Raw genomic sequence first — 22,284 nt, forward strand, 5'->3', positions numbered from 1 at the left:
GCGGATACTCCGCGACAGAAACAAAGAAGGCCCTTGTCCTAGGACAAGGGCCTTTCGATGTGGCGGCGCCAGGGTTCGAACCTGGGTAGGCTGAGCCGGCAGATTTACAGTCTGCTCCCTTTGGCCACTCGGGCACACCGCCGGGGTTCGCTGCCTTCGAGAACCGCTTTTCGGCGGTGCTCCCTGGCAACGACGTAAACGATACCCGATGCCCAGGGGTGCTTCGCCACCGGATTGATCAGCGGATCGGTCAGCGGATTGGTCAGCGGCCCCACCGGGCGGGGATGGCTAGGCTTTGACCGCGGCGCGGGCCGAGCAGGCCCACCGCGGTCCGTACGTACGCATGCCGTCCGTGCGCATCCGATGCGCCTCGTTTCCCGGAACCCCGATCCAAGGAGCCACACGTCATGGCCGACTCCAGTTTCGACATCGTCTCGAAGGTCGAGCGGCAGGAGGTCGACAACGCCCTCAACCAGGCCGCCAAGGAAATCTCGCAGCGTTACGACTTCAAGGGCACCGACGCCTCGATCGCCTGGTCCGGCGAGAAGATCCTGATGGCGGCGAACGGCGAGGAGCGGGTCAAGGCGATCCTCGACATCTTCCAGTCCAAGCTGATCAAGCGCGGCATCTCGCTGAAGTCGCTGGACGCGGGCGAGCCCCAGCTGTCCGGCAAGGAGTACAAGATCTCCGCCACCATCCAGGAGGGCATCTCCCAGGAGAACGCCAAGAAGGTGGCGAAGATCATCCGCGACGAGGGCCCGAAGGGCGTCAAGGCGCAGGTCCAGGGCGACGAGCTGCGGGTCAGCTCGAAGAGCCGGGACGACCTCCAGGCCGTGCAGGCGCTGCTGAAGGGCCAGGACTTCGACTTCGCGCTGCAGTACGTGAACTACCGGTGAGCTGACCGGACAGAACGCGACGGGGGCACATCGCCGGGGACGGTCCCGGCGGCGGCCCCCGTCGCGTTTTCCCGCGCGCGAGCGCGTAGCCGCCCGGCCCCGCCCCAGGAGGAGACGCGCGGGGGCGGGGCGGGCGGTGGCCGGCCGGGCCGGATCAGCGGAGCGCGGGCCGGGCGGGTGACGGCGCAGGCCCCGGCGCCCGAGCAGGGCGGCGAGCAGTCCCGCACCCGTACCGCCCACCGCGCGCGGCGCCGGGCAGGCTGAACGCGCGCCCGCCGCCGTTCCGGCGCGGAACCGCCGGTGACCGGGCGACGGGGTCCGAGCCGCGGCCCCACCCGGAGGCGATGTCCGAAATCCGCCGGTCCGATCGGCGGGAGGAGCGCAGACTTGTCCGCATCGGGCGACGGCTTCCGCCGGACCCGGGCACACCGCACGAGAAGGGGACGCGTCATGACCATGTACGCGACGGTCGACAGCCCGCTGGGCGCACTGCTGCTGGTCGGCGAGGAGACCGGTGACGGGGTGGCGCTCGCCTCGCTCTCGCTGCCCGGCCAGAAGGGCGGCGCGACGGTCCGGGACGGCTGGACACACGCGCCTGCGGCCTTCGAGCCGGTCGCCGCCCAGTTGCGGGAGTACTTCGCGGGACGGCTGACACGCTTCGACATCACGTACGCGGACGGTGCGGGCACCGACTTCCAGCGCCGTGTGTGGGCCGCGCTGGAGACCGTCCCGTACGGGGAGACCGTCTCGTACGGGCAGATCGCCGAGCGCGTCGGTTCCCCGGGGGCCGGGGTGCGGGCCGTGGGGACGGCGATCGGGCGCAATCCGCTGCTGGTCGTGCGGCCGTGCCACCGGGTGATCGGTGCCGACGGGACGCTGCGGGGGTACGCGGGCGGCCTGGAGCGCAAGGAGCTGCTGCTGGGGCTGGAAGGCGCGTTGGCGGTGCGTTGAGATGACCGGACTCTTCCCCCGTCCCCGGGCCGTCGTCGCGCCGGGCGCCGTCCATGTGCCCGAATGGCTCACGGTGGAGCGGCAGCGGGAGCTGGTGGCGGTCTGCCGGGAGTGGGCGCGCGGGCCGGTTCCGCTGCGGCACACGGCGTTGCCGGGCGGCGGGGTCATGTCCGTGCGGACGGTCTGCGTGGGATGGCACTGGCAGCCGTACCGGTACGCGCGCACGGCCGACGACGTGAACGGTGCCCGGGTGGCCGCGTTCCCCGACTGGCTGGCGGAGCTGGGCCGCGAGGCGGTGGCCGCGGCGTACGGGGAGGAGGGCCCGGCCGCGTACGCGCCGGACGCGGCGCTCGTCAACTTCTACGACGGATCAGCACATATGGGCATGCACCAGGACAAGGAGGAGCGTTCGGGCGCTCCGGTGGTGTCGCTCAGCATCGGCGACAGCTGTGTCTTCCGCTTCGGCAACCCGGAGCGTCGCGGAAAGCCGTATACGGACGTGGAGCTGGCCTCGGGCGACCTGTTCGTCTTCGGCGGGCCGTCCCGTTACGCCTTCCACGGGGTGCCGAGGGTGCGGCCGGGGACGGCCGGTCCCGCGACGGGGCTGAGCCGCGGCCGGCTCAACATCACCCTGCGCGAGACCGGGCTCGGCGGGGACGGGCGTCAGCGGCGTTCGCGGGAGTTCCCGAACAGCAGGCGGTAGAGGATCAGCAGGACCAGGGAGCCGCCGATGGCGGCGATCCAGGTGGCCATGTCGAAGAAGTCGTTGTCGATGGGGCGGTCCAGGAAGCGCGACGATATCCAGCCACCGAGGAAGGCGCCGACGATTCCGATCAGGGTGGTGCCGACCAGGCCACCCGGGTCGCGCCCCGGCAGCAGGACCTTGGCGATGACACCGGCCACCAGGCCCAGAATGATCCATCCGATAATGCTCATGCGCGCGAACCTACCCATCACTCGTTCCTGGAATCCAGGACGCCGGTGATCACGGGCTGGTTGCCTGTGCCCGGCACGAGCAACTGCGCGGTGCCCTTCGTGCGTTCTTGGTGAAGGACGGCACCGGCACACGGGCCGGGGCCGGGGCGGTCACCCTCTCACGGACCGCTCCGGTTACCCCTGGCCCCGGCCGGGGCCGATACTGGCCATCGGAGCGACAACGGGCGATCCCCGGAAGGCGAGCGACATGAAGCTCATACAGCTGATCCTGAACATCCTCTGGGTGGTGCTCTGCGGGTTCTGGATGGCCCTCGGCTATCTCGTCGCGGCACTCATCTGTTTCGTGCTGATCGTGACGATCCCGTTCGGCATCGCGTCGCTGCGGATCGCCGGTTACGTACTGTGGCCGTTCGGCCGGACGACCGTGGAGCGGCCGGACGCGGGGGCGCCGTCCTGCGTCGGCAATGTGATCTGGCTCGTCTTCGCGGGCTGGTGGCTGGCGCTGGGGCACCTGCTCACCAGCATCCCGCTGTTCGTGTCGATCATCGGCATCCCCTTCGGCTGGGCGAACCTGAAGCTGATCCCGATCTCGCTGATGCCGCTGGGCCGCGACGTGGTCCCGAGCGACGAGGCCTTCGGCGCCCGCTGAGCCCTGAACGGCGGGCCCTCAGCCGCGGGGGCCCGCCATCCGCTCCAGCCGGGCGATCCGCTCCGCCATGGGCGGGTGCGTGGAGAACAGCTTGGACACGCCCTGGCCGGGGCGGAACGGGTTCGCGATCATCATGTGGCTCGCGGTCTCGATCCTGGGCTCCGGGGGCAGCGGCAGCTGTTTCGTTCCTGCTTCGAGTTTGCGCAGGGCGCTGGCCAGGGCCAGGGGGTCGCCGGTGAGCTGGGCACCCGAGGCATCCGCCTCGTACTCGCGGGACCGGCTGACGGCGAGCTGGATGATGGACGCCGCGACCGGGCCGAGGATCATGATCAGCAGCATCCCGAGGAACCCCGGGCCGTCGTCGTTGTCGGACCGGCCCACGGGGATCAGCCAGGCGAAGTTGACCAGGAACATGACGACGGAGGCGAGCGCCCCGGCGATGGACGAGATCAGGATGTCGCGGTTGTAGACATGGCTGAGCTCGTGGCCCAGTACGCCGCGCAGCTCGCGCTCGTCCAGGATCTGCAGGATGCCCTCGGTGCAGCAGACGGCGGCGTTGCGCGGGTTCCGGCCGGTGGCGAAGGCGTTGGGGGCCTGCGTCGGGGAGATGTAGAGCCGGGGCATGGGCTGCCGGGCGGCCGTGGAGAGCTCGCGGACCATCCGGTACAGCTGCGGGGCCTCGAACTCGCTGACCGGGCGGGCCCGCATCGCTCTCAGCGCCAGCTTGTCGCTGTTCCAGTACGCGTAGGCGTTGGTGCCGAGGGCCACGAGGACCGCGACGATCAGGCCCGTACGTCCGAAGAAGCTTCCGATGACGATGATGAGTGCGGACAGGCCCCCGAGGAGTACGGCGGTTCTCAGCCCGTTGTGCCGGCGGTGCACGGTACGCCCTCCAAGTGGTGCGGCAGGGGAACCCTTTGCCTGGTGGTCTCCACTTCCAGTGGAGCCTCCCGTACGGGTCAACGCCAGGCGGGAGGAGCGAGTTCCCCGGGGCCGTACGACCGCCGGACAGGGCCTGTCCGGCCCTTGCGGGCCGGACCGGGCACTGGGCCGTACGGGTCAGCGCTGGGCGGGCACCGGGAGCCCTGCGCCCTCCAGGGCGTCGACGTCCGGCTTGATCTCGCTGGTGCAGTGGGCGCAGCGGGAGGCGATGGCCGGGATCTCGGTGTAGCAGCGGGGGCAGTCGCGCACGGTGGCCTTGATGTCGACCTTCTCCGCCTTGGCGAACCGGGCCTGGACCTTCGACATGGGCACGACGACGCCGAAGTAGAGGACGGCGGCGGTGATCAGGAACGCGATGGCGGCGGCGAGGAACTTCCCGTACGGGAAGATGGCGCCCTCGACCGTGAACTGGGCCGAGCTGAAGTCACCGACGGAGCCGGTGGCGAGGCCGATCAGCGGGGTGATGAAGGCCGTGCTGAATCCGGTGACGACCGCGGTGAACGCCGCTCCGACGGCCAGACCGATGGCCATGGAGATGATGTTTCCGCGCAGGATGAAGTCCTTGAACCCGTTCAGCACCGCTCTTGCTCCTCTGGGAAATGCGTCCGTGTGGGGGATGTGCGGGCAAGACCATGCCCTGTGCGGGGCTTCCCGGGCAAACCGATCTTCAGGAGGTCAGAAGAGACTGACCGCGGCGAACCGGAGGGCCGCCTGCGGGATGCCGGAGAGCAGCACACCGCCCGCGGTGGTGAGCACGATCACAGCGGCGAGCGGGGCCGGGACGGCGTGCCTGGTGGGGGTGGGTGCGGCGGGGTCCGCCGGGGTTCCGGCGGACTCGGCGGTGGTGGCGTCGCGGTCGGCGGCCGGGGTGCGGGCCGGGGCCGGTTCCGGGGCACGGAAGAGTGCCGCGGTCCACTGGAGGTAGTAGTAGAGCGCGATCACCACGTTGACGGCCATGACGACGGCGAGCCAGCCGAGTCCGGCGTCGACGGCCGCGGAGAAGACCGTGACCTTGGCGAAGAGGCCGATGATGCCGGGCGGAAGTCCGGCCAGGCAGAGCAGGAAGAAGGCCATCGCCAGGGCGGCGAGCGGGCGGGTGGCGTACAGGCCGCGGTAGTCGGTGAGCCGGTTCCCGGCGCTGGTCCGGGCGACCAGGGCGGCGACCGCGAAAGCCCCGAGGTTCACGACGGCGTACATGACGGCGTACGCGACGGTGGAGCCGATGTGCTCGTCGCTGGAGTACGCGGCGGCGGCGATCGGCACGAGGAGGTAGCCCGCCTGGGCGACGGAGGACCAGGCGAGCAGGCGTACGGCGCTGCGCGCCCGGTCGGCCCTCTGGCGCAGGGCGGCGACGTTGCCGAGGGTCATGGTGAGCGCGGCGAGGACGGCGACGGCCGGTCCCCAGACGTCGGCGTACGCCGGGAACGCGATCACGGTGACGAGGATCAGGCCGGAGAAGCCGACCGCCTTGCCGACGACCGAGAGGTACGCGGCGATCGGCAGCGGGGCGCCGACGTAGGTGTCGGGCACCCAGAAGTGGAAGGGCGCGGCGGCCGTCTTGAACGCGAAGCCGACGAGGGTGAGGGCGACGCCCGCCTTGGCGAGGGTGTCGAGCTGGCCGGGCACGTTGTCGAGGCGGGCGGCGATCTCGGTGAGGTGCAGGGTGCCGGTGCTCGCGTACACGAAGCTGACGCCGAGCAGCATGACGGCGGTGGCGACGACGGAGGAGAGGAAGAACTTCAGCGCGGCTTCGGAGGAGCGCCGGTCGCCGCGCTTGATGCCGACGAGCGCGAAGGCGGGCAGCGAGGCGACTTCGAGGGCGATGACCAGGGTCGCGAGGTCGCGGGCCGCGGGCAGCAGGGCGGCGCCCGCCGCGGAGGACAGCAGGAGGAACCAGTACTCCCCCACGGGCGGCTTGCGGGTGTCGTCGAGCGACAGCAGGGCGGTGAGCAGGGCTCCGCCGAGCACCAGGGCCTGGATGACCAGGGCGAAGTGGTCGGCGGTGTAGCTGCACGCGGTGCCCGCGGTGGCGGCGGCCGACTCGGTGAGGCAGAAGGTGGAGCGGTCACCGGCGCGCAGCGGGACCAGCAGGGCCAGGGCGGCGACGAGTCCGGCGGCGGTCAGGGCACCGAGCAGCGGTTTGCGGTGGCCGGGGAGGAAGAGGTCGGCGATCAGGACGACGAGGGCCATGGCGGCGACGACGACCGGGGGTGCGATCGCGAGCCAGTCGACGGACTGCACGAGATCGGCGGTGTTCCCGGCCGCGGTGACGACACCCGGGGTGACGGCGGCGGTGGTCACGACTTGCCTCCTGCGAGGAGCTTCTGCACGGCCGGGTCGGTGAGTCCGAGGAGAACGGCGGGCCACAGACCGGCGAGAACGGTGAGCCCGACGAGCGGGGTCCAGGCGGCGAACTCGTACGTCCGGACGTCGGCGAGCGGCGGCTCCTCGCGCTTCTCACCCATGCAGATCCGGCGTACGACCATGAGCATGTACGCGGCGGTGAGCAGGGTGCCGAACGCGGCGATCGCCATGAAGGTGAGGAAGGCGGGCCTGCTGAGACCGTCGGCGGGGTCGAAGGCGCCGAACAGCGCGAGCATCTCGCCCCAGAAGCCGGCCAGACCGGGCAGTCCGAGGGAGGCGACGGCGGCGAAGGCGAGGAGGCCGCCGAGGCGGGGGGCCCGGCCGTAGAGCGCGGCTCCGGTGGCACCGGAGAGGGTGTCGAGGTCTGCGGTTCCGTACCGGTCCTTGATGGCGCCGACCAGGAAGAACAGCAGGCCGGTGATGAGGCCATGGGCGATGTTGGCGAAGAGCGCGCCGTTGACTCCGGTGGGGGTCATGCTCGCGATGCCGAGGAGCACGAAGCCCATGTGTCCGACGGAGGAGTACGCGATCAGGCGCTTGAGGTCGCCCTTGGAACCGGGGCGGACCAGGGCGAGGCAGGCCAGCGATCCGTAGATGACACCGACCACGGCGAAGGCGGCGAGGTAGGGCGCGAAGGTGTGCATCCCGTCGGGTGCGACGGGGAGCAGGATGCGGACGAATCCGTACGTGCCCATCTTCAGCAGGACGCCCGCGAGCAGGACGGAACCGACGGTGGGGGCGGCGGTGTGGGCATCCGGCAGCCAGCTGTGCAGCGGCCACATCGGGGTCTTCACCGCGAGCCCGATCCCGATCGCCAGAACGGCGATGACCTGCACGGACGAGGTGAGACCGCGGCCGTTGTCAGTGGCGAGTGCCACCATGTCGAAGGTGCCGCTCTTCAGCCCGATCAGGAGCAGACCGAGCAGCATGACGACCGAGCCGAGCAGGGTGTAGAGGATGAACTTCCAGGCGGCGGCCTGCCGTCCGGCACCGCCCCAGCGGGCGATGAGGAAGTACATCGGGACGAGCACCGTCTCGAACGCGAGGAAGAACAGCATCAGGTCGAGGACGGCGAAGGTCGCGAGGGTGCCGGCCTCCAGGAGGAGCAGGAGGGCGACGAAGGCCTTCGGGGAGGGGCCCGCGGGGGGCTTGAAGTAGCTGTGGAGCGCGCAGAGGAAGGCCAGCAGCGCGGTCAGCACGAGAAGGGGGAGCGAGATGCCGTCGATGCCGAGGTGGATGCGGACGTCGAGCGCCGGGATCCAGCTGATGTCGGTGGTGGCCTGCATCGTCGAGGGGTGGGCGTGGTCGAAGCCCGCGGCGAGGACGAGCGCGGCGAGGAGAACGGCCCCGGTGACGGTCACACCGTGGCGGAGCACGGCCTGGTCGGGGCTGGTTCCCTTCAGTCCGGGCGGGGCCGGGAGCAGGGCGGCCGCGGCGCCGAGGAGCGGGATACCGACGACGAACGCGAGAAGGAACTGCATCACGGATTCACTGATATCGATCACGGCTCACGACCCGGCGTAGACGTTGGCGAAGACGACGGCGGCGATCGCCAGGACCAGGGAACCGGCGAGCAGCGCGCCGAGGTAGGTCTGCACGTTGCCGGTCTGGGCGCGGCGGACGGCGGTGCCGAGCCAGCGCGCGCCGGTGCCTGAGCCGCGTACGTAGGTGTCGACGACCTCGCGGTCCAGGAAGCGGACGAGGCGTGCCGCGGCCTGGACCGGGCGGACGAACAGCTGCGCGTACAGGGCGTCGAGGTGGAAGCCCGCGGCGGCGTGGTGGTGCAGCCGTCCGAGGAGGAACCGGCCGGGGTCGGCCGGGTCGGGGGCGTCGCCGTCGGTTCCGTAGGCGGCGGTGTGCGCGGCCATGGCCTGGGCCTCGATGAGGGCGGGTTCGGCGTCCGGGTGGGCAACGACGGTACCGACGCGGGTGCGGGCGGCGAGGGCGGAGGTGTGGCGCCAGGCGCCGTAGGTGACGAGTCCGCCGACCAGGGCGACGCCGGTGGAGAGGACGGCGGTGGTGACGGTCGGGCTGAGGCTGTGGCCGTCGAACCAGTCGGTGATCGCGCCGACGCTCAGGCCGAAGGCGAGGGTGGGCACGGCGAGGACCCAGAGGACGGCGGTCATCGCGGCGGGCTGCCTGCCGTGGTCGGGGACCTCGGCGCCCCGGCCGCGGAAGGCGAGGAGCCAGAGGCGGGTGGCGTACGCGGCGGTGAGGACGGCGGCGAGCAGTCCGGCGACGAGGACGGTCCAGCCCGCGGCGGCCGGGGCGACGTGCCGGTCCCCCAGCGCGGTGTGCTCGGCGGCGACGAGTACGGCTTCCTTGGAGAAGAAGCCGGCGAACGGCGGGATGGCGGCGAGCGCGAACAGGGCGACGGTCATCGTCCAGTAGGCGTCCGGGATGCGCTTGGCCAGGCCGCCCATGCGGGACATGGCGGCCAGTGAGTTGGTGCCAGCGGCGTGGATGACGACTCCGGCCGCGAGGAAGAGGACGGCTTTGAACGCGCCGTGGGAGAGGAGGTGGAAGACGGCGGCCCCGCGGTCGCCGACGGCGAGGGCACCGGCCATGTAGCCGAGCTGGCCGATCGTCGAGTAGGCGAGGACGCGCTTGATGTCGTCCTGGGCGAGGGCGGCGAGTCCCGAGCCGATCATCGTGATCGCGGCCATCACGGCGAGGACGACGAGCGCCGCGCCGGACTGGGCGAAGACGGGGAGGAGCCGGGCCACGAAGTAGATACCGGCGGCGACCATCGTCGCGGCGTGGATGAGCGCGGAGACGGGGGTGGGACCGGCCATCGCGTCGGGCAGCCAGGTGTGCAGGGGGAACTGCGCCGACTTTCCGGCGACGCCCGCGAGGAGCAGCAGGGCGATGACGGTGGGGTGGTCGAGACCGCCGTGGGCGACGGCGCCCAGGATGCCGGTGATGCGGAAGGTGCCGGTGTCCGCGGCGAGCGCGAACAGGCCGATCAGGAAGGGGACGTCGCCGAGTTTGGTGACCAGGAAGGCCTTGAGGGAGGCGGCGCGGGCTTCGGGCGTCTCCCAGTAGTGGCCGACCAGGAAGTACGAGCAGATGCCCATGATCTCCCAGCCGACCAGGAGCACCATCAGGTCGCCGGAGTAGACGACGAGCAGCATCGCGGAGGTGAAGAGGGAGACCAGGGCGGCGTACGAGGGGTAGCGGGGGTCGTCGCGGAGGTACGCGGTCGAGTAGATCTGCACGCAGCTCGCGACGAGCCCGACCAGGACGGCGACCAGGACCGCGAAGCCGTCGAGGTGCACGGCGAGGTCGATCGGGACCGAGCCGGTGGGGGTGAGCCGGGTCGCGGCGTCGATGGCCCGGCCGCCGCCCTGGCGGGAGGCGACGAGCGCGGCGAGGACGAAGGCGGCGAGGGTCGGCAGCACGGCCAGGGGGCGTACGAAGCCGGGGGCGGTGCGCCCGAGGAGGAGACCGGCGACGGCACCCAGGAAGGGGAGGAGGGGGACGAGGACGGCGAGGGTCGTGGTGGTCACGCGGTGGCCTCTGCCTTCTTTGCCTTCCCTGCCGCAGCAGTGGCCTGGTCTTCGGTGCCTTCGGCGGTTCCGGTCGCGGAGTCATCGTCGTCGGGGAGGTGTTCGGCGGCGTCGGTCTCGGCGGTGTCCCGGAGCCGGTCGATGTCGGAACTGCCCCGGTTGCGGTACACGGCGAGGACGATCGCCAGGCCGATGCCGATCTCCGCCGCCGCGATGGCGATGGTGAAGAGGGTGAGGGACTGGCCCGCGTGGAGGGTGTCGCGGAGCCAGACGTCGAAGGCCACCAGGTTGAGGTTGACGGCGTTGAGCATCAGCTCGACGGAGAGCAGGACCAGGATCGCGTTGCGGCGGGCGAGCACTCCGTACAGCCCGGTGCAGAAGAGGAGGGCGGCGAGCACGGCGGGATAGGCGAGGTGCATCAGCTCTGCTCCTTACCGCGCTTGCGGGACAGGACAATCGCGCCGACCAGGGCGGCGAGCAGCAGGACGGAGAGTGCTTCGAACGGCAGCACCCAGTGCTGGAAGAGGAAGGCGCCGGTCACCTCGGTGGAGCCCTGGGCCGGTCCGCCCAGGTCGATCCAGGTGGTGCGGAAGGCGTCGACGACGACCCAGACGAGCGATCCGGCGGCGGCGAGTGCCACGGTCAGGGCCACCCAGCGGTTGCCGGAGTCGGCGTCCGGGGAGCGGCCGATGGGGGCCCGGGTGAGCATCAGTCCGAAGAGGAGGAGGACGACCACGGAACCGACGTAGATCAGTACCTGCACCCAGGCGATGAACTCCGCGGTGAGCAGGAGGTACTCGACGGCGAGTCCGCCGAGCGCCACGACCAGCCAGAGGGCGGCGTGCACCAGCTGCTTGGTCGTGACGGTGACGAGGGCCGCGCCGAAGGTGGCGAGGCCCACGAGGACGAAGGCGATCTCGACGCCGGTCGGGGAGAGGAAGCCGGGGTGGGCCGCGGCGGCTGCTGCGAGTGTCATGCCTCCCCCTCCGTCTCCGTGGCCGGACGCTGGTCCTGTCCGGCCTGCCCTGCCTGTTCCGGCTGCCCTGCCTGTTGGGCTTCCTGGGCTTCCTGGGCGCGCTGGGCTTCGAGTTTCTCCGCCGTCTTGCGGGCGGCGGCGATCTCCTTCGGTTCCTCGGCGGCCGGGTCGAGCGCGGGCGGCTCCGGCACCGTCCACATCCACTCGCGGAGCTTGTCGCGCTCATGGGTGAGTTCGAGGATGTCCGTCTCCGCGTACTCGAACTCCGGGGACCAGAACAGCGCGTCGAAGGGGCACACCTCGATGCAGATGCCGCAGTACATGCAGAGCGAGAAGTCGATGGCGAAGCGGTCGAGGACGTTGCGGCTGCGTTCGCGGCCGCCGGGGGCGGCGGCGGGCACCGTCTCCTTGTGGGAGTCGATGTAGATGCACCAGTCGGGGCATTCGCGGGCGCAGAGCATGCAGACGGTGCAGTTCTCCTCGAACAGCGCGATGACGCCGCGGGAGCGGGGCGGCAGTTCGGGCTGGACGTCGGGGTACTGCGCGGTGACCGTCTTCCGCGTCATCGTCCGCAGGGTGACGGCCAGGCCCTTGGCCAGTCCGGAACCGGGGATCGGAGGCATCAGCCAATCGCCACCTTCACGATGCCGGTGAGCGCGATCTGCGCGAGAGCGAGCGGGATGAGCGTGGTCCAGGCGAGCTTCTGCAGCTGGTCCTCGCGGAGCCGGGGGTAGGAGACCCGCAGCCAGATGACGACGAAGGCGAGGACCGCGGTCTTGAGGAGGGTCCAGACCCAGCCGAGTCCGTCGGCGCCGAGCGGTCCGTGCCAGCCGCCGAGAAAGAGCACGGTGGTCAGACCGCACAGGATGACGATGCCCGCGTACTCGGCGAGCAGGAACAGCGCGAAGCGCAGACCGGTGTACTCGGTGTAGGCACCGAAGATGATCTCCGAGTCGGCGATCGGCATGTCGAAGGGCGGACGCTGGAGTTCGGCGAGCCCGGCCACGAAGAAGACCAGCGCACCGACGATCTGCCAGGGCAGCCACCACCACTCGAAGGCGTCGAGGATGCCGGTGAGGGAGACGGTTCCGGCCGCCATCGCGACGGAGGCGGCGGCGAGCAGCATCGGCAGTTCGTACGCGAGCAGCTGGGCGGCGGTGCGCAGGCCGCCGAGAAGGGAGAACTTGTTCGCCGAGGCCCAGCCGGCCATCAGCGAGCCGAGCACGCCGACGCCCATGACGGCGAGTACGTAGAAGATGCCCGCGTCGAGGGACTGTCCGGCTGCCCCCTCTCCGGGGCCGATCGGGATGACGACGAGCACCAGCAGGTACGGGAGCAGCGCGACGGCAGGGGCGAGCTGGAAGATCCGGCGGTCGGCCTCGGCCGGGACCACGTCCTCCTTCTGCGCGAACTTCACGCCGTCCGCGACGAGCTGGGCCCAGCCGTGGAAGCCGCCCGCGTACATGGGGCCGAGGCGGCCCTGCATGTGGGCCATCACCTTGTGCTCGGTCTGCCCGACGACGAGCGGGAGGACCAGGAAGGCGACGAAGACAGCGACGAGGCGCAGGGCGACGTCCAGTACGTCGTTCACGCGGTATCGCCTCCGGCGGACTCGGGGGGTTCGGGGGTCTTCGGGGCCTCGGGAGATTCCGGAGCCTTGGGAGGCTTCGGAGCCTCGGGGGTTTCCGGGGCCTTGGCGGGCTCGGGAGCCTTGGGGGTTTCCGGGGCCTCGGGGGGTTCCGGAGCCTTGGCACGCGTGTCCGGGTCGAAGGCCGGGCGGGCGTGGTGCCAGGGGGCGTCGCTCGTGCCCGAGCCCGAGCCTGTGTCCGTGCCCGTACCGGCGCCCGTACCCGCATCGGCGTCCGTACCAGCGCCCGTACCTGTGCGCGTGGCCGGGCTCGGTTCCGCCGGGGCGGGGGATGGTTCGGTCTGCTGGCTCGCCGAGCCCTGTGAGGCGCTCCGGTTGCGGCGCGGCCTCACGGCGCGTGCGGGCTCGGGCCCGGCCGGCGTGGTCTCCGTAGCCGCTCCGGGGGCGTCCCCCGCCGAAGTCGCCGCTTCCGGGGTGGTCGGCGCGGTGCGCTGGGCGGCCGAGCCCTCGCTCGCGGTGCGGGCCCGGCGTACCGGCCGGTCGCCCGCCGCACGCGCGGTGCGGGCCGGGCGGGCCGGGGCGGGCGGGAGCTGCCCCTTCAGGGGCCCCCATTCGTTCGGGTCGGGCACCCCGGGCGGCAGCATCGTGCGCCGCTTCGGCCCGCCGTGCTCCGACTCCCCCGGCTCCTTCGCGCCCGGCCACGCCTTCGCGACCCGCGCCGCCAGCACGAAGTCCTTGCGCAGCGGATGGCCCTCGAAGCCCTCGGGCAGCAGCAGCGGCACCAGGTGCGGGTGGCCGTCGAAGCCGATGCCGAACATCTCGTGCGTCTCGCGCTCGTGCCAGGCGGCTCCCGCGTAGACGCCGACGGCGGTGGGCAGGACCGGCGTCGCGTGCGGCACGGTCGTACGGATCATGAGGCGGCGGACCCGGCCGCCGCCCAGGGCGACGACGTGGGCACAGACCCGAAAGCCGGTCTCCGGTTCGTCGACGGCGCTCAGCCAGTCGAAATACGTGCAGCCCAGCCGGTCGCGGGCGGTTTCGAGGGCGGTGATCCAGGCGGCGGCCGGTACGTCGACGGTCAGCAGCTCGTACGCGTACTCCGCCGTCGCGTCTGCGCCGAACAGCTCGGCGGCGGCGTCCGGCAGCCGGTCGTACGCGTCGTGCGCGTCGTGCGCGTCGTTGCCCGAAGGGCCGGGCGGGGTGGTCGTCACGCGCGCTCCTCCCCCGAACCCGAGTCCGGACCCGAACCCAGATCCGAATCCGGTCCTGATGCCGCGTCGGAACCCTGAGCACCCGGCTTCGGCGGGGCGGTGACGAGCCCGCTGCGCAGCGCGGCGGTGGAGGGGCGGGCCCCGCCCGTCGCGTACCGCTCCCCCAGCGACTCCCGGGCGATCTTCTCCTGGAGCTTGAGAATGCCCTGGAGCAGCGCCTCCGGCCGGGGCGGGCAGCCGGGTACGTAGACGTCGACGGGGATGATCTGGTCGACGCCCTTGGTCACCGCGTACGAGTCCCAGTAGGGACCGCCGCAGTTGGAGCAGGCGCCGAAGGAGATGACGTACTTCGGCTCGGGCATCTGCTCGTAGAGCCGCTTCACCGCCGGGGCCATCTTGTCGGTCACCGTGCCGGAGACGATCATGAGGTCGGCCTGGCGCGGGCCCGGCGCGAACGGGATCACACCGAGCCGGATGAAGTCGTGCCGGGCCATGGAGGCGGCGATGAACTCGATGGCGCAGCAGGCGAGGCCGAAGTTGAAGACCCACAGGCTGTAGCGGCGGCCCCAGTTCAGGACCACCTTCATCGGTTCGGGTGCCAGGCGTGACAGGACGCCGAGTCGCCTGGGCTCCGGCAGGAAGGTCGGCACGGGCTGCTGCTCGGCTCCCCCGTCGGTCCGCGTGCTGGTCACGTCCATTCGAGGACGCCCTTCTTCCATGCGTAGAGCAGTCCTACGGCCAGGAAACCGAGGAAGACGAACATTTCGATCAGCGTCGTCGCCCCGTATCCCGGTGCGGCGAACACCGTCGCCCACGGGAACAGGAAGATCGAGTCGACGGCGAAGATCACGTACAGGAAGGCGTAGACGTAGTAACGGACCTGGGTGTGTGCCCAGCCCTCGCCCACGGGGTCCACGCCGCATTCGTACGTGAGGAGCTTCTCCGGCGTCGGCACCACGGGGCGCAGCAGCCGTCCGGCCCCGAAGGCGACGGCGACGAACAGCACCCCGATCACGGCGAGCAGTCCGACCACGGAATATCCGTGGAAGTAGTCCGACGCGAGAACGGCCGATGTCGGTTCCGGCAGGTCCGGCAGTTCCGGCAGGTCCGCCACGTCCGCCCCTCGCTCCCCTGGAATCCGTCCGGTGGTCTGTACGCACGGGAGTCTAGGCCCTGTTAAAGGGAGGGTAAGCAGCCGAGTCGGGCGAAAGACCCCTCCGGGAATGTCCTGAGGTGGGGTTATCCCCACCTCACCCCACCTACGAGCCCCATGGCGTGCGACGACCCGTACCGGCAGGCTGGAGGCATGACCATGAGCCCCCAGGTGCCGGACAGCGACCGGCCGCCGCCCGCCCGACTCATCCCCGACCGGTGGACGTGGAAGGAGATCGGCCATCTTCTGGCCAATCTGCCGCTGACCATCGTCGAGTGTGTGTACGCGGTGGTCATGATCGGCGTCGGCGTGGCGCTCTCGGTCACGGTGATCGGTCTGCCCCTGCTCGCCGTCGCGCTGCACGGGGCGCGGCTGATCGGCCGGTTCGAGCGGAGCCGGGCGCGGTCGATGCTGGGCGTACGGATCGACGAGCCGAGCCCGATGGTCCTGGCGCGGCGGGAGACGGGCTTCTTCCCCTGGCTGTGGTCGAGCGTCAAGGACCCGGTGGGCTGGCGGGCGGTGCTCTACTCCTTCGTCCGGCTGCCCTGGGGTGTGGTCACCTTCGGGGTGACGCTGGTGAGCATGATCGCGCTGTGGCCTGTGCTTCCGTTCATCACCCGGTTCCTCGGCAACGCGGATCAGGTGATGGTGCGCGGGCTGCTCTCGCCCTCCGACGAGCTGGAGCGCCGGATCGCGGAGCTGGAGGCGGACCGGGGGGTGGTGGTGGACACCGCCGCCGCCGACCTGCGCCGCATCGAACGCGACCTCCACGACGGCGCCCAGGCCCGCCTCGTCGCCCTCGCCATGGGCCTGGGGCTGGCGAAGGAGAAACTGACCGCCGACCCCGACGCGGCGGCACGGATGGTGGACGAAGCCCACGGCGAGGTCAAGATCGCCCTCCAGGAACTCCGAGACCTGGCCCGCGGCATCCACCCCGCCGTCCTCACCGACCGCGGACTCGACGCCGCCCTCTCCGCCATCGCCTCCCGCTGCACCGTCCCCGTCACCGTCCAGGTGGACCTGACCGAACGCCCGGCCCAGGCCATCGAAGGCATCGCGTACTTCACCGTCTCCGAACTCCTCCAGAACGTGAGCAAACACAGCGCGGCCCGCTCAGCGGCCGTCGAGGTCTGGCGCACCGGCAACCGGCTGATGCTCCAGGTCACCGACAACGGCCGGGGCGGCGCCAGAATGGACGGCGGTACGGGGATGGCGGGACTGGCCGAACGGCTGGGTGCCGTGGACGGGCTGTTCGTCCTGGACTCCCCGGCCGGCGGGCCCACCACGGTCACCGCCGAGCTTCCCTGGCGCGACCGCGAACTGCCGAAGAAGGCCAGAACCGAGCGTCTCCAGCGCGGCTGAGCGCCCGCGCACCACCCCCGAGCAGCAGCAGAACCGAGAGGAAACGGATACCCCCATGGCCACGGCATACGGACCGGACACGCAGGACCCTCGGCGGTCCGGAGCCGGTCTCGGGGACGGCTCCCCGCTGAAGCATCCGCTGCCCGCCGTACTGCGGGCCCCGTTCGAGGGCAGGACCTGGCGTGAGCTCACGCATCTGGCGCTGGGCGTACCGATCGGCCTGGTCCTGTTCGGTTTCTCGATCACCCTGACATCACTGGGCGTGGGCTTGCTGATCACGTTCCTCGGGGTTCCCGTCCTGGCCGGCACGCTGGCCCTGTGCCGGGGCTTCGGCGCGATGGAGCGGGCGCGGGCGCGGGTGCTGCTCGGGGTGGACGTGGCGGCCCCGGCGCCGGTGCGCGGGGCGACCGGTGGCCTGATGTCCTGGATGGGCGCGTCGCTGAAGAGCGGGGCGTCCTGGCGGCATCTGCTCTACTCGCTGCTCTACTTTCCCTGGGCGCTGATCTCCTTCTCCCTCGGGGTGCCGCTCTGGATGTGCGGCTGGACCGTCCTCACCTATCCCCTGTGGTACTGGTTCGTCCCCGCGGGTCTGAGTCGCGACGGCATCCAGCTGTACGCCGACGCGGACCGCACGGTGTACGTCGACACCCCGGTGGGACTGCTGCTGTCCTTCCTGACCGGCTTGGTGCTCGTGCTGGTCACGGCGTGGGTGGTCCGGGGGCTGGTGTACGTGGACCGGGCGCTGGTGCGCGGGCTGCTCGGGCCGTCCCGGCTGGCGTCCCGGGTCTCGGAGCTGGAGTCGGACCGGGGGGTGGTGGTGGACACCGCCGCCGCCGACCTGCGCCGCATCGAACGCGACCTCCACGACGGCGCCCAGGCCCGCCTCGTCGCCCTCGCCATGGATCTGGGGCTGGCGAAGGAGAAACTGACCGCCGACCCCGACGCGGCGGCACGGATGGTGGACGAAGCCCACGGCGAGGTCAAGATCGCCCTCCAGGAACTCCGCGACCTGGCCCGCGGCATCCACCCCGCCGTCCTCACCGACCGCGGACTCGACGCCGCCCTCTCCGCCATCGCCTCCCGCTGCACCGTCCCCGTCACCGTCCAGGTGGACCTGACCGAACGCCCGGCCCAGGCCATCGAAGGCATCGCGTACTTCACCGTCTCCGAACTCCTCCAGAACGTGAGCAAACACAGCGCGGCCCGCTCAGCGACCGTCGAGGTCTGGCGCACCGGCAACCGGCTGATGCTCCAGGTCACCGACAACGGCCGGGGCGGCGCCGACCTCTCGTCGGGCAGCGGACTGGCGGGACTGGCCGAACGGCTGGACGCGGTGGACGGCGTCCTGGCCGTGGACTCCCCGCAGGGCGGCCCGACCCAGATCACCGCCGAGCTGCCCTGGCGCGGCTGAGCGGGGCCGTGCGGCAGCGCAGGACAGCAACCGGACGAAAAGGGCACCGCTTCACCGATGCTGGAAAGCTGGAATGCTGGGGACCGTACGAACGGGACCGAACAGCAGAGACAGACCAGTGGGGGATGCGGCTTCATGGTGGAGGACAGGGTGCGTGTGGTCATCGCCGAGGATTCGGTACTGCTCCGGGAAGGGCTCACCCGGCTGCTGACCGATCTGGGGCATGACGTCGTCGCCGGAGTGGGTGACGGCGAGGCCCTGATCACCACGGTGGGCGAGCTGGCGGCGCGGGACGCGCTGCCCGATGTGGTGGTCGCCGATGTGCGGATGCCCCCGACCCACACCGACGAAGGCGTGCGGGCGGCGGTGCGGCTGCGGAAGGACTACCCGGGGATTGGGGTGCTGGTCCTCTCGCAGTACGTGGAGGAGCAGTACGCGACCGAGCTGCTGGCCGGGTCCAGCCGGGGCGTGGGCTACCTGCTCAAGGACCGGGTCGCCGAGGTCCGGGAGTTCGTGGACGCGGTGGTCCGGGTGGCGCAGGGCGGGACGGCGCTGGACCCCGAGGTGGTGGCGCAGCTGCTGGGCCGGAGCCGTAAGCAGGACGTCCTGGCCAGGCTGACGCCGCGCGAGCGCGAGGTGCTCGGGCTGATGGCGGAGGGCCGGACGAACTCCGCGGTGGCCAAGCAGCTGGTGGTGAGCGACGGCGCGGTGGAGAAGCACGTCAGCAACATCTTCCTGAAGCTGGGGCTGTCCCCGAGCGAGGGGGACCACCGGCGCGTCCTGGCCGTCCTGACCTATCTGAACTCCTGACATATCCGAACTCCGGACGCACTCGAACGCTCGGCACACTTGAACTCCGGACCCACCGGAACCACCGGCGCGCCTGAGCCGCCGCCCCCGCCGCCGCTCTCGCCGCCGGACGGCCGGCCAGGCAGCCGGGCAGCCGGCTTCACGGCGTCGCAGCCTGACGGCCTGCCGCCCTGACCTGCTGGCCTGCCCGCGACGGCACTGGAAAGCTGACACCTCGTCAGATAATGTGCCCCCTCCCGGACCCCCGCCGGGTGCCCGGGAGGGGCGCGGAACGCGACAAAATGAGATCGATTCGCGTCCCGAAAACACGTCCATCATGTGATCGGTCCGGGTAAGGCACCCCTTACAGAAGTAGGGTGGACCTGGGGACCGTCGGCACACCGGAGGGCCCCGAGCCGCCGCCGCTAGGGAGGTCCAGTTCAGTGACCAGCCAGGTCAGTAGCCCAGCCGGACAGGCCGATGAGGCCAGCGAGGCGCTCGTCGGGGGCCAGCGCGCCCCCCGCCCCGATGACACGGGGGCAGGCGAGAAGGAGATCCGCCGTCTGGACCGGGTGATCATCCGTTTCGCGGGTGACTCCGGAGACGGCATGCAGCTCACCGGAGACCGTTTCACCTCGGAGACCGCGTCGTTCGGCAACGACCTGTCGACGCTGCCGAACTTCCCCGCCGAGATCCGCGCCCCCGCAGGAACCCTGCCGGGGGTTTCGTCGTTCCAGCTGCATTTCGCGGACCACGACATCCTCACCCCCGGGGACGCGCCGGACGTGCTGGTCGCGATGAACCCGGCGGCGCTGAAGGCGAACATCGGCGACGTGCCGCGCGGCGCGGAAATCATCGTGAACACCGACGAGTTCACCAAACGCCCGATGGCGAAGGTGGGGTACGCGACCAGTCCGCTGGAGGACGGTTCGCTGGACGGCTTCCACGTCCACCCGGTGCCGCTGACGACGCTGACGGTCGAGGCGCTGAAGGAGTTCGGCCTGTCCCGCAAGGAGGCCGAGCGGAGCAAGAACATGTTCGCGCTGGGTCTGCTGTCGTGGATGTACCACCGGCCGACCGAGGGCACCGAGGCGTTCCTGCGGACGAAGTTCGCGAAGAAGCCGCAGATCGCCGAGGCCAACGTCACCGCGTTCAGGGCTGGCTGGAACTTCGGGGAGACGACGGAGGACTTCGCCGTCTCCTACGAGGTGGCGCCCGCCACCCAGGCCTTCCCGCCGGGCACGTACCGCAACATCTCGGGGAACCTGGCCCTGTCGTACGGGCTGATCGCCGCCGCCCGGCAGGCGGACCTGCCGCTGTACCTGGGCTCGTACCCCATCACCCCGGCCTCCGACATCCTGCACGAGCTGTCCAAGCACAAGAACTTCGGTGTGCGGACCTTCCAGGCCGAGGACGAGATCGCCGGGATCGGCGCGGCGCTGGGCGCCGCCTTCGGCGGTTCGCTCGCCGTCACCACCACCTCCGGCCCCGGCGTGGCCCTCAAGTCGGAGACGATCGGGCTGGCCGTCTCCCTCGAACTGCCGCTGCTCGTCATCGACATCCAGCGCGGCGGCCCGTCCACCGGCATGCCGACCAAGACCGAGCAGGCCGACCTGCTCCAGGCGATGTACGGGCGCAACGGCGAGGCCCCCGTGCCCGTGGTGGCCCCCAGGACCCCGGCGGACTGCTTCGACGCCGCGCTCGACGCCGCCCGGATCGCCCTGACCTACCGCACCCCGGTCTTCCTCCTCTCCGACGGGTACCTCGCCAACGGCTCCGAGCCGTGGAAGGTCCCCGAAGTCGCGGAGCTGCCCGATCTGCGCGTCCAGTTCGCCACCGCCACCAACCACGAACTGGCCGACGGCACCGAGGTGTTCTGGCCCTACAAGCGCGACCCGCAGACCCTGGCCCGTCCCTGGGCCCTGCCCGGCACCCCCGGCCTCGAACACCGCATCGGCGGCATCGAGAAGCAGGACGGCAGCGGCAACATCTCCTACGACCCGGCCAACCACGACTTCATGGTCCGCACCCGCCAGGCCAAGATCGACGGCGTCACCGTCCCCGACCTGGAGGTCGACGACCCGGACGGCGCCCGCACCCTGGTCCTCGCCTGGGGCTCCACCTACGGCCCCGTCACCGCCGCCGTCCGCCGCCTGCGCAGCGCCGGACAGCCCATCGCCCAGGCCCACCTGCGCCACCTGAACCCCTTCCCGAAGAATCTCGGCGAGGTCCTGGAGCGCTACGACAAGGTGATCATCCCCGAGATGAACCTGGGCCAGCTCGCCACCCTCATCCGGGCCAAGTACCTGGTCGACGCCCGCAGTTACAACCAGGTCAACGGCATGCCGTTCAAGGCCGAACAGCTCGCGACGGCACTCAAGGAGGCCATCGATGCCTGACACCCACGTCGCCAACCAGCTCCTGGAGCTGGTGCCCAGGGCCGAGGCCAAGCAGTCCATGAAGGACTTCAAGTCGGACCAGGAGGTCCGCTGGTGCCCCGGCTGCGGTGACTACGCGGTGCTGGCCGCCGTCCAGGGCTTCATGCCCGAACTGGGCCTGGCGAAGGAGAACATCGTCTTCGTCTCCGGGATCGGCTGCTCCTCCCGCTTCCCGTACTACATGAACACGTACGGGATGCACTCCATCCACGGCCGGGCCCCCGCCATCGCGACCGGGCTCGCCACCTCCCGCCGCGACCTGTCGGTCTGGGTCGTCACGGGCGACGGCGACGCCCTGTCCATCGGCGGCAACCACCTCATCCACGCGCTGCGCCGCAATGTGAACCTGAAGATCCTGCTGTTCAACAACCGGATCTACGGCCTCACCAAGGGCCAGTACTCCCCCACCTCCGAGGTCGGGAAGATCACCAAGTCCACGCCGATGGGCTCGCTCGACGCCCCGTTCAACCCGGTGTCCCTGGCGATCGGCGCGGAGGCGTCCTTCGTCGCCCGCACCATCGACTCCGACCGCAAGCACCTCACGAGCGTGCTGCGCGCGGCGGCCGACCACCCGGGCACGGCGCTCGTGGAGATCTACCAGAACTGCAACATCTTCAACGACGGCGCCTTCGAGGCGCTCAAGGACAAGGACCAGGCGCAGGAGGCGGTGATCCGCCTGGAGCACGGGCAGCCCATCCGCTTCGGCGCGGACAACGCCAAGGGTGTCGTCCGCGACCCGGCCACCGGCGACCTCCAGGTCATCGACGTCACCGCGGAGAACGAGTCCGACGTCCTGGTCCACGACGCCCGCAGCGCGTCCCCGACCACCGCGTTCGCGCTCTCCCGGCTGGCGGACCCGGACACCCTGCACCGCACCCCGATCGGTGTCCTGCGGAACGTCGAACGCCCGGTGTACGACACGCTCATGGCGGAGCAGCTCGACACCGCCGTCGAGCAGCGCGGCAAGGGCGACCTCGGTGCCCTCCTCGCCGGGAACGACCACTGGACGGTCGTCGGCTGACCCTGCCACCCGTACGCACCGCCGTCGCCGGACGGGCTGAACTTCGGCCCGTCCGGCGACGGCGTCCCGGGACGGCGGCCGGTCACCG

At 71.0% G+C, this 22,284-nt stretch carries 22 protein-coding genes and 1 tRNA gene; 9 read left to right on the forward strand and 14 right to left on the reverse strand.

What is annotated here, in order from left to right; translation table 11 throughout:
- Positions 1-60: 60 nt before the first annotated feature.
- Positions 61-142, reverse strand: a tRNA-Tyr gene (locus tag ACFVWY_RS13765).
- A 265-nt stretch (positions 143-407) separates the two neighbouring features.
- Here ACFVWY_RS13765 and ACFVWY_RS13770 point away from each other — a divergent pair.
- The 3 genes from ACFVWY_RS13770 to ACFVWY_RS13780 all read left to right on the forward strand — a co-directional run bounded on the left by ACFVWY_RS13770 (position 408) and on the right by ACFVWY_RS13780 (position 2,550).
- Positions 408-896: a YajQ family cyclic di-GMP-binding protein gene (locus ACFVWY_RS13770; protein WP_389871013.1), complete on the forward strand. Its 489-nt coding sequence runs from the start codon at positions 408-410 to the stop codon at positions 894-896.
- A gap of 450 nt (positions 897-1,346) precedes the next feature.
- The gene (locus tag ACFVWY_RS13775) at positions 1,347-1,847 is read left to right on the forward strand and encodes a methylated-DNA--[protein]-cysteine S-methyltransferase (RefSeq protein ID WP_389871015.1); all 501 of its coding nucleotides are present in this window, start codon (positions 1,347-1,349) and stop codon (positions 1,845-1,847) included.
- Position 1,848: 1 nt separating this feature from the next.
- The gene (locus ACFVWY_RS13780) at positions 1,849-2,550 is read left to right on the forward strand and encodes an alpha-ketoglutarate-dependent dioxygenase AlkB family protein (RefSeq protein WP_389871018.1); all 702 of its coding nucleotides are present in this window, start codon (positions 1,849-1,851) and stop codon (positions 2,548-2,550) included.
- Here ACFVWY_RS13780 and ACFVWY_RS13785 read toward each other — a convergent pair.
- A complete protein-coding gene (locus tag ACFVWY_RS13785; RefSeq protein WP_389871019.1) occupies positions 2,511-2,783 on the reverse strand; it encodes a GlsB/YeaQ/YmgE family stress response membrane protein in 273 nt (90 codons plus the stop codon). The two genes, ACFVWY_RS13780 and ACFVWY_RS13785, sit on opposite strands and share 40 nt — an antisense overlap.
- A gap of 247 nt (positions 2,784-3,030) precedes the next feature.
- Here ACFVWY_RS13785 and ACFVWY_RS13790 point away from each other — a divergent pair, with 247 nt between their 5' ends.
- The gene (locus ACFVWY_RS13790; protein WP_389871022.1) at positions 3,031-3,432 is read left to right on the forward strand and encodes a YccF domain-containing protein; all 402 of its coding nucleotides are present in this window, start codon (positions 3,031-3,033) and stop codon (positions 3,430-3,432) included.
- 18 nt (positions 3,433-3,450) lie between these two features.
- Here ACFVWY_RS13790 and htpX read toward each other — a convergent pair whose 3' ends face one another.
- The 12 genes from htpX to ACFVWY_RS13850 form a co-directional block, all read right to left on the reverse strand.
- Positions 3,451-4,314, reverse strand: coding sequence for a zinc metalloprotease HtpX (gene htpX / locus ACFVWY_RS13795; protein WP_389871025.1), 864 nt, complete (start codon positions 4,312-4,314; stop codon positions 3,451-3,453).
- A gap of 177 nt (positions 4,315-4,491) precedes the next feature.
- On the reverse strand, positions 4,492-4,953 hold the full coding sequence (gene mscL / locus ACFVWY_RS13800) for a large conductance mechanosensitive channel protein MscL (protein WP_389871027.1): 462 nt from the start codon (positions 4,951-4,953) through the stop codon (positions 4,492-4,494).
- A 96-nt stretch (positions 4,954-5,049) separates the two neighbouring features.
- Complete coding sequence (locus ACFVWY_RS13805) at positions 5,050-6,675, reverse strand: NADH-quinone oxidoreductase subunit N (RefSeq protein ID WP_389871030.1); 1,626 nt, start codon at positions 6,673-6,675, stop codon at positions 5,050-5,052.
- A complete protein-coding gene (locus ACFVWY_RS13810) occupies positions 6,672-8,219 on the reverse strand; it encodes a NuoM family protein (protein WP_389871412.1) in 1,548 nt (515 codons plus the stop codon). The genes ACFVWY_RS13805 and ACFVWY_RS13810 overlap by 4 nt, the downstream gene beginning before the upstream one ends.
- A 27-nt stretch (positions 8,220-8,246) precedes the next feature.
- Positions 8,247-10,247, reverse strand: coding sequence for an NADH-quinone oxidoreductase subunit L (locus ACFVWY_RS13815; RefSeq protein ID WP_389871033.1), 2,001 nt, complete (start codon positions 10,245-10,247; stop codon positions 8,247-8,249).
- Positions 10,244-10,666, reverse strand: coding sequence for an NADH-quinone oxidoreductase subunit NuoK (nuoK, locus tag ACFVWY_RS13820; RefSeq protein WP_389871035.1), 423 nt, complete (start codon positions 10,664-10,666; stop codon positions 10,244-10,246). Before nuoK ends, ACFVWY_RS13815 begins: the two co-directional genes overlap by 4 nt.
- On the reverse strand, positions 10,666-11,223 hold the full coding sequence (locus tag ACFVWY_RS13825; protein WP_389871038.1) for an NADH-quinone oxidoreductase subunit J: 558 nt from the start codon (positions 11,221-11,223) through the stop codon (positions 10,666-10,668). The genes nuoK and ACFVWY_RS13825 overlap by 1 nt, the downstream gene beginning before the upstream one ends.
- Positions 11,220-11,846: a NuoI/complex I 23 kDa subunit family protein gene (locus tag ACFVWY_RS13830; protein ID WP_389871041.1), complete on the reverse strand. Its 627-nt coding sequence runs from the start codon at positions 11,844-11,846 to the stop codon at positions 11,220-11,222. Before ACFVWY_RS13830 ends, ACFVWY_RS13825 begins: the two co-directional genes overlap by 4 nt.
- On the reverse strand, positions 11,846-12,814 hold the full coding sequence (locus tag ACFVWY_RS13835) for an NADH-quinone oxidoreductase subunit H (protein WP_389871044.1): 969 nt from the start codon (positions 12,812-12,814) through the stop codon (positions 11,846-11,848). The genes ACFVWY_RS13830 and ACFVWY_RS13835 overlap by 1 nt, the downstream gene beginning before the upstream one ends.
- Positions 12,811-14,022 carry an NADH-quinone oxidoreductase subunit C gene (locus ACFVWY_RS13840; protein WP_389871046.1) on the reverse strand — a complete coding sequence of 404 codons (1,212 nt, stop codon included), beginning with the start codon at positions 14,020-14,022 and terminating at the stop codon, positions 12,811-12,813. The genes ACFVWY_RS13835 and ACFVWY_RS13840 overlap by 4 nt, the downstream gene beginning before the upstream one ends.
- Positions 14,019-14,720, reverse strand: coding sequence for an NADH-quinone oxidoreductase subunit B (locus tag ACFVWY_RS13845; RefSeq protein WP_389871049.1), 702 nt, complete (start codon positions 14,718-14,720; stop codon positions 14,019-14,021). Before ACFVWY_RS13845 ends, ACFVWY_RS13840 begins: the two co-directional genes overlap by 4 nt.
- Positions 14,711-15,118, reverse strand: coding sequence for an NADH-quinone oxidoreductase subunit A (locus tag ACFVWY_RS13850; protein WP_389871414.1), 408 nt, complete (start codon positions 15,116-15,118; stop codon positions 14,711-14,713). The genes ACFVWY_RS13845 and ACFVWY_RS13850 overlap by 10 nt, the downstream gene beginning before the upstream one ends.
- 210 nt (positions 15,119-15,328) lie before the next feature.
- Here ACFVWY_RS13850 and ACFVWY_RS13855 point away from each other — a divergent pair, with 210 nt between their 5' ends.
- From ACFVWY_RS13855 to ACFVWY_RS13875, 5 genes are all read left to right on the forward strand, one after another.
- Positions 15,329-16,537, forward strand: a complete 1,209-nt coding sequence (locus ACFVWY_RS13855; RefSeq protein WP_389871050.1) for a sensor histidine kinase — start codon at positions 15,329-15,331, stop codon at positions 16,535-16,537.
- A 55-nt stretch (positions 16,538-16,592) separates the two neighbouring features.
- On the forward strand, positions 16,593-17,948 hold the full coding sequence (locus tag ACFVWY_RS13860) for a sensor histidine kinase (protein WP_389871052.1): 1,356 nt from the start codon (positions 16,593-16,595) through the stop codon (positions 17,946-17,948).
- A gap of 135 nt (positions 17,949-18,083) precedes the next feature.
- Positions 18,084-18,758: a LuxR C-terminal-related transcriptional regulator gene (locus ACFVWY_RS13865; RefSeq protein WP_389871055.1), complete on the forward strand. Its 675-nt coding sequence runs from the start codon at positions 18,084-18,086 to the stop codon at positions 18,756-18,758.
- Between the two features lie 422 nt (positions 18,759-19,180).
- Entirely contained in the window at positions 19,181-21,136 is a 1,956-nt protein-coding gene (locus ACFVWY_RS13870) for a 2-oxoacid:acceptor oxidoreductase subunit alpha (RefSeq protein ID WP_389871057.1), read from the forward strand.
- A complete protein-coding gene (locus tag ACFVWY_RS13875) occupies positions 21,129-22,196 on the forward strand; it encodes a 2-oxoacid:ferredoxin oxidoreductase subunit beta (RefSeq protein WP_389871059.1) in 1,068 nt (355 codons plus the stop codon). The genes ACFVWY_RS13870 and ACFVWY_RS13875 overlap by 8 nt, the downstream gene beginning before the upstream one ends.
- Positions 22,197-22,284 lie beyond the last annotated feature (88 nt).

It is taken from the genome of Streptomyces sp. NPDC058195, from assembly GCF_042883525.1.
In the GTDB taxonomy this organism is placed as follows: domain Bacteria; phylum Actinomycetota; class Actinomycetes; order Streptomycetales; family Streptomycetaceae; genus Streptomyces.

What these genes read in the sequence shown, in the direction of transcription:
- ACFVWY_RS13770 (WP_389871013.1), top strand. Translation starts at nt 408, where the DNA reads ATGGCCGACTCCAGTTTCGACATCGTCTCGAAGGTCGAGCGGCAGGAG.
- ACFVWY_RS13775 (WP_389871015.1), top strand. Translation starts at nt 1,347, where the DNA reads ATGACCATGTACGCGACGGTCGACAGCCCGCTGGGCGCACTGCTGCTG.
- ACFVWY_RS13780 (WP_389871018.1), top strand. Translation starts at nt 1,849, where the DNA reads ATGACCGGACTCTTCCCCCGTCCCCGGGCCGTCGTCGCGCCGGGCGCC.
- ACFVWY_RS13785 (WP_389871019.1), bottom strand. Translation starts at nt 2,783, where the DNA reads ATGAGCATTATCGGATGGATCATTCTGGGCCTGGTGGCCGGTGTCATC.
- ACFVWY_RS13790 (WP_389871022.1), top strand. Translation starts at nt 3,031, where the DNA reads ATGAAGCTCATACAGCTGATCCTGAACATCCTCTGGGTGGTGCTCTGC.
- ACFVWY_RS13810 (WP_389871412.1), bottom strand. Translation starts at nt 8,219, where the DNA reads ATGCAGTTCCTTCTCGCGTTCGTCGTCGGTATCCCGCTCCTCGGCGCC.
- nuoK (WP_389871035.1), bottom strand. Translation starts at nt 10,666, where the DNA reads ATGCACCTCGCCTATCCCGCCGTGCTCGCCGCCCTCCTCTTCTGCACC.
- ACFVWY_RS13825 (WP_389871038.1), bottom strand. Translation starts at nt 11,223, where the DNA reads ATGACACTCGCAGCAGCCGCCGCGGCCCACCCCGGCTTCCTCTCCCCG.
- ACFVWY_RS13830 (WP_389871041.1), bottom strand. Translation starts at nt 11,846, where the DNA reads ATGCCTCCGATCCCCGGTTCCGGACTGGCCAAGGGCCTGGCCGTCACC.
- ACFVWY_RS13845 (WP_389871049.1), bottom strand. Translation starts at nt 14,720, where the DNA reads ATGGACGTGACCAGCACGCGGACCGACGGGGGAGCCGAGCAGCAGCCC.
- ACFVWY_RS13855 (WP_389871050.1), top strand. Translation starts at nt 15,329, where the DNA reads ATGACCATGAGCCCCCAGGTGCCGGACAGCGACCGGCCGCCGCCCGCC.
- ACFVWY_RS13860 (WP_389871052.1), top strand. Translation starts at nt 16,593, where the DNA reads ATGGCCACGGCATACGGACCGGACACGCAGGACCCTCGGCGGTCCGGA.
- ACFVWY_RS13865 (WP_389871055.1), top strand. Translation starts at nt 18,084, where the DNA reads ATGGTGGAGGACAGGGTGCGTGTGGTCATCGCCGAGGATTCGGTACTG.
- ACFVWY_RS13875 (WP_389871059.1), top strand. Translation starts at nt 21,129, where the DNA reads ATGCCTGACACCCACGTCGCCAACCAGCTCCTGGAGCTGGTGCCCAGG.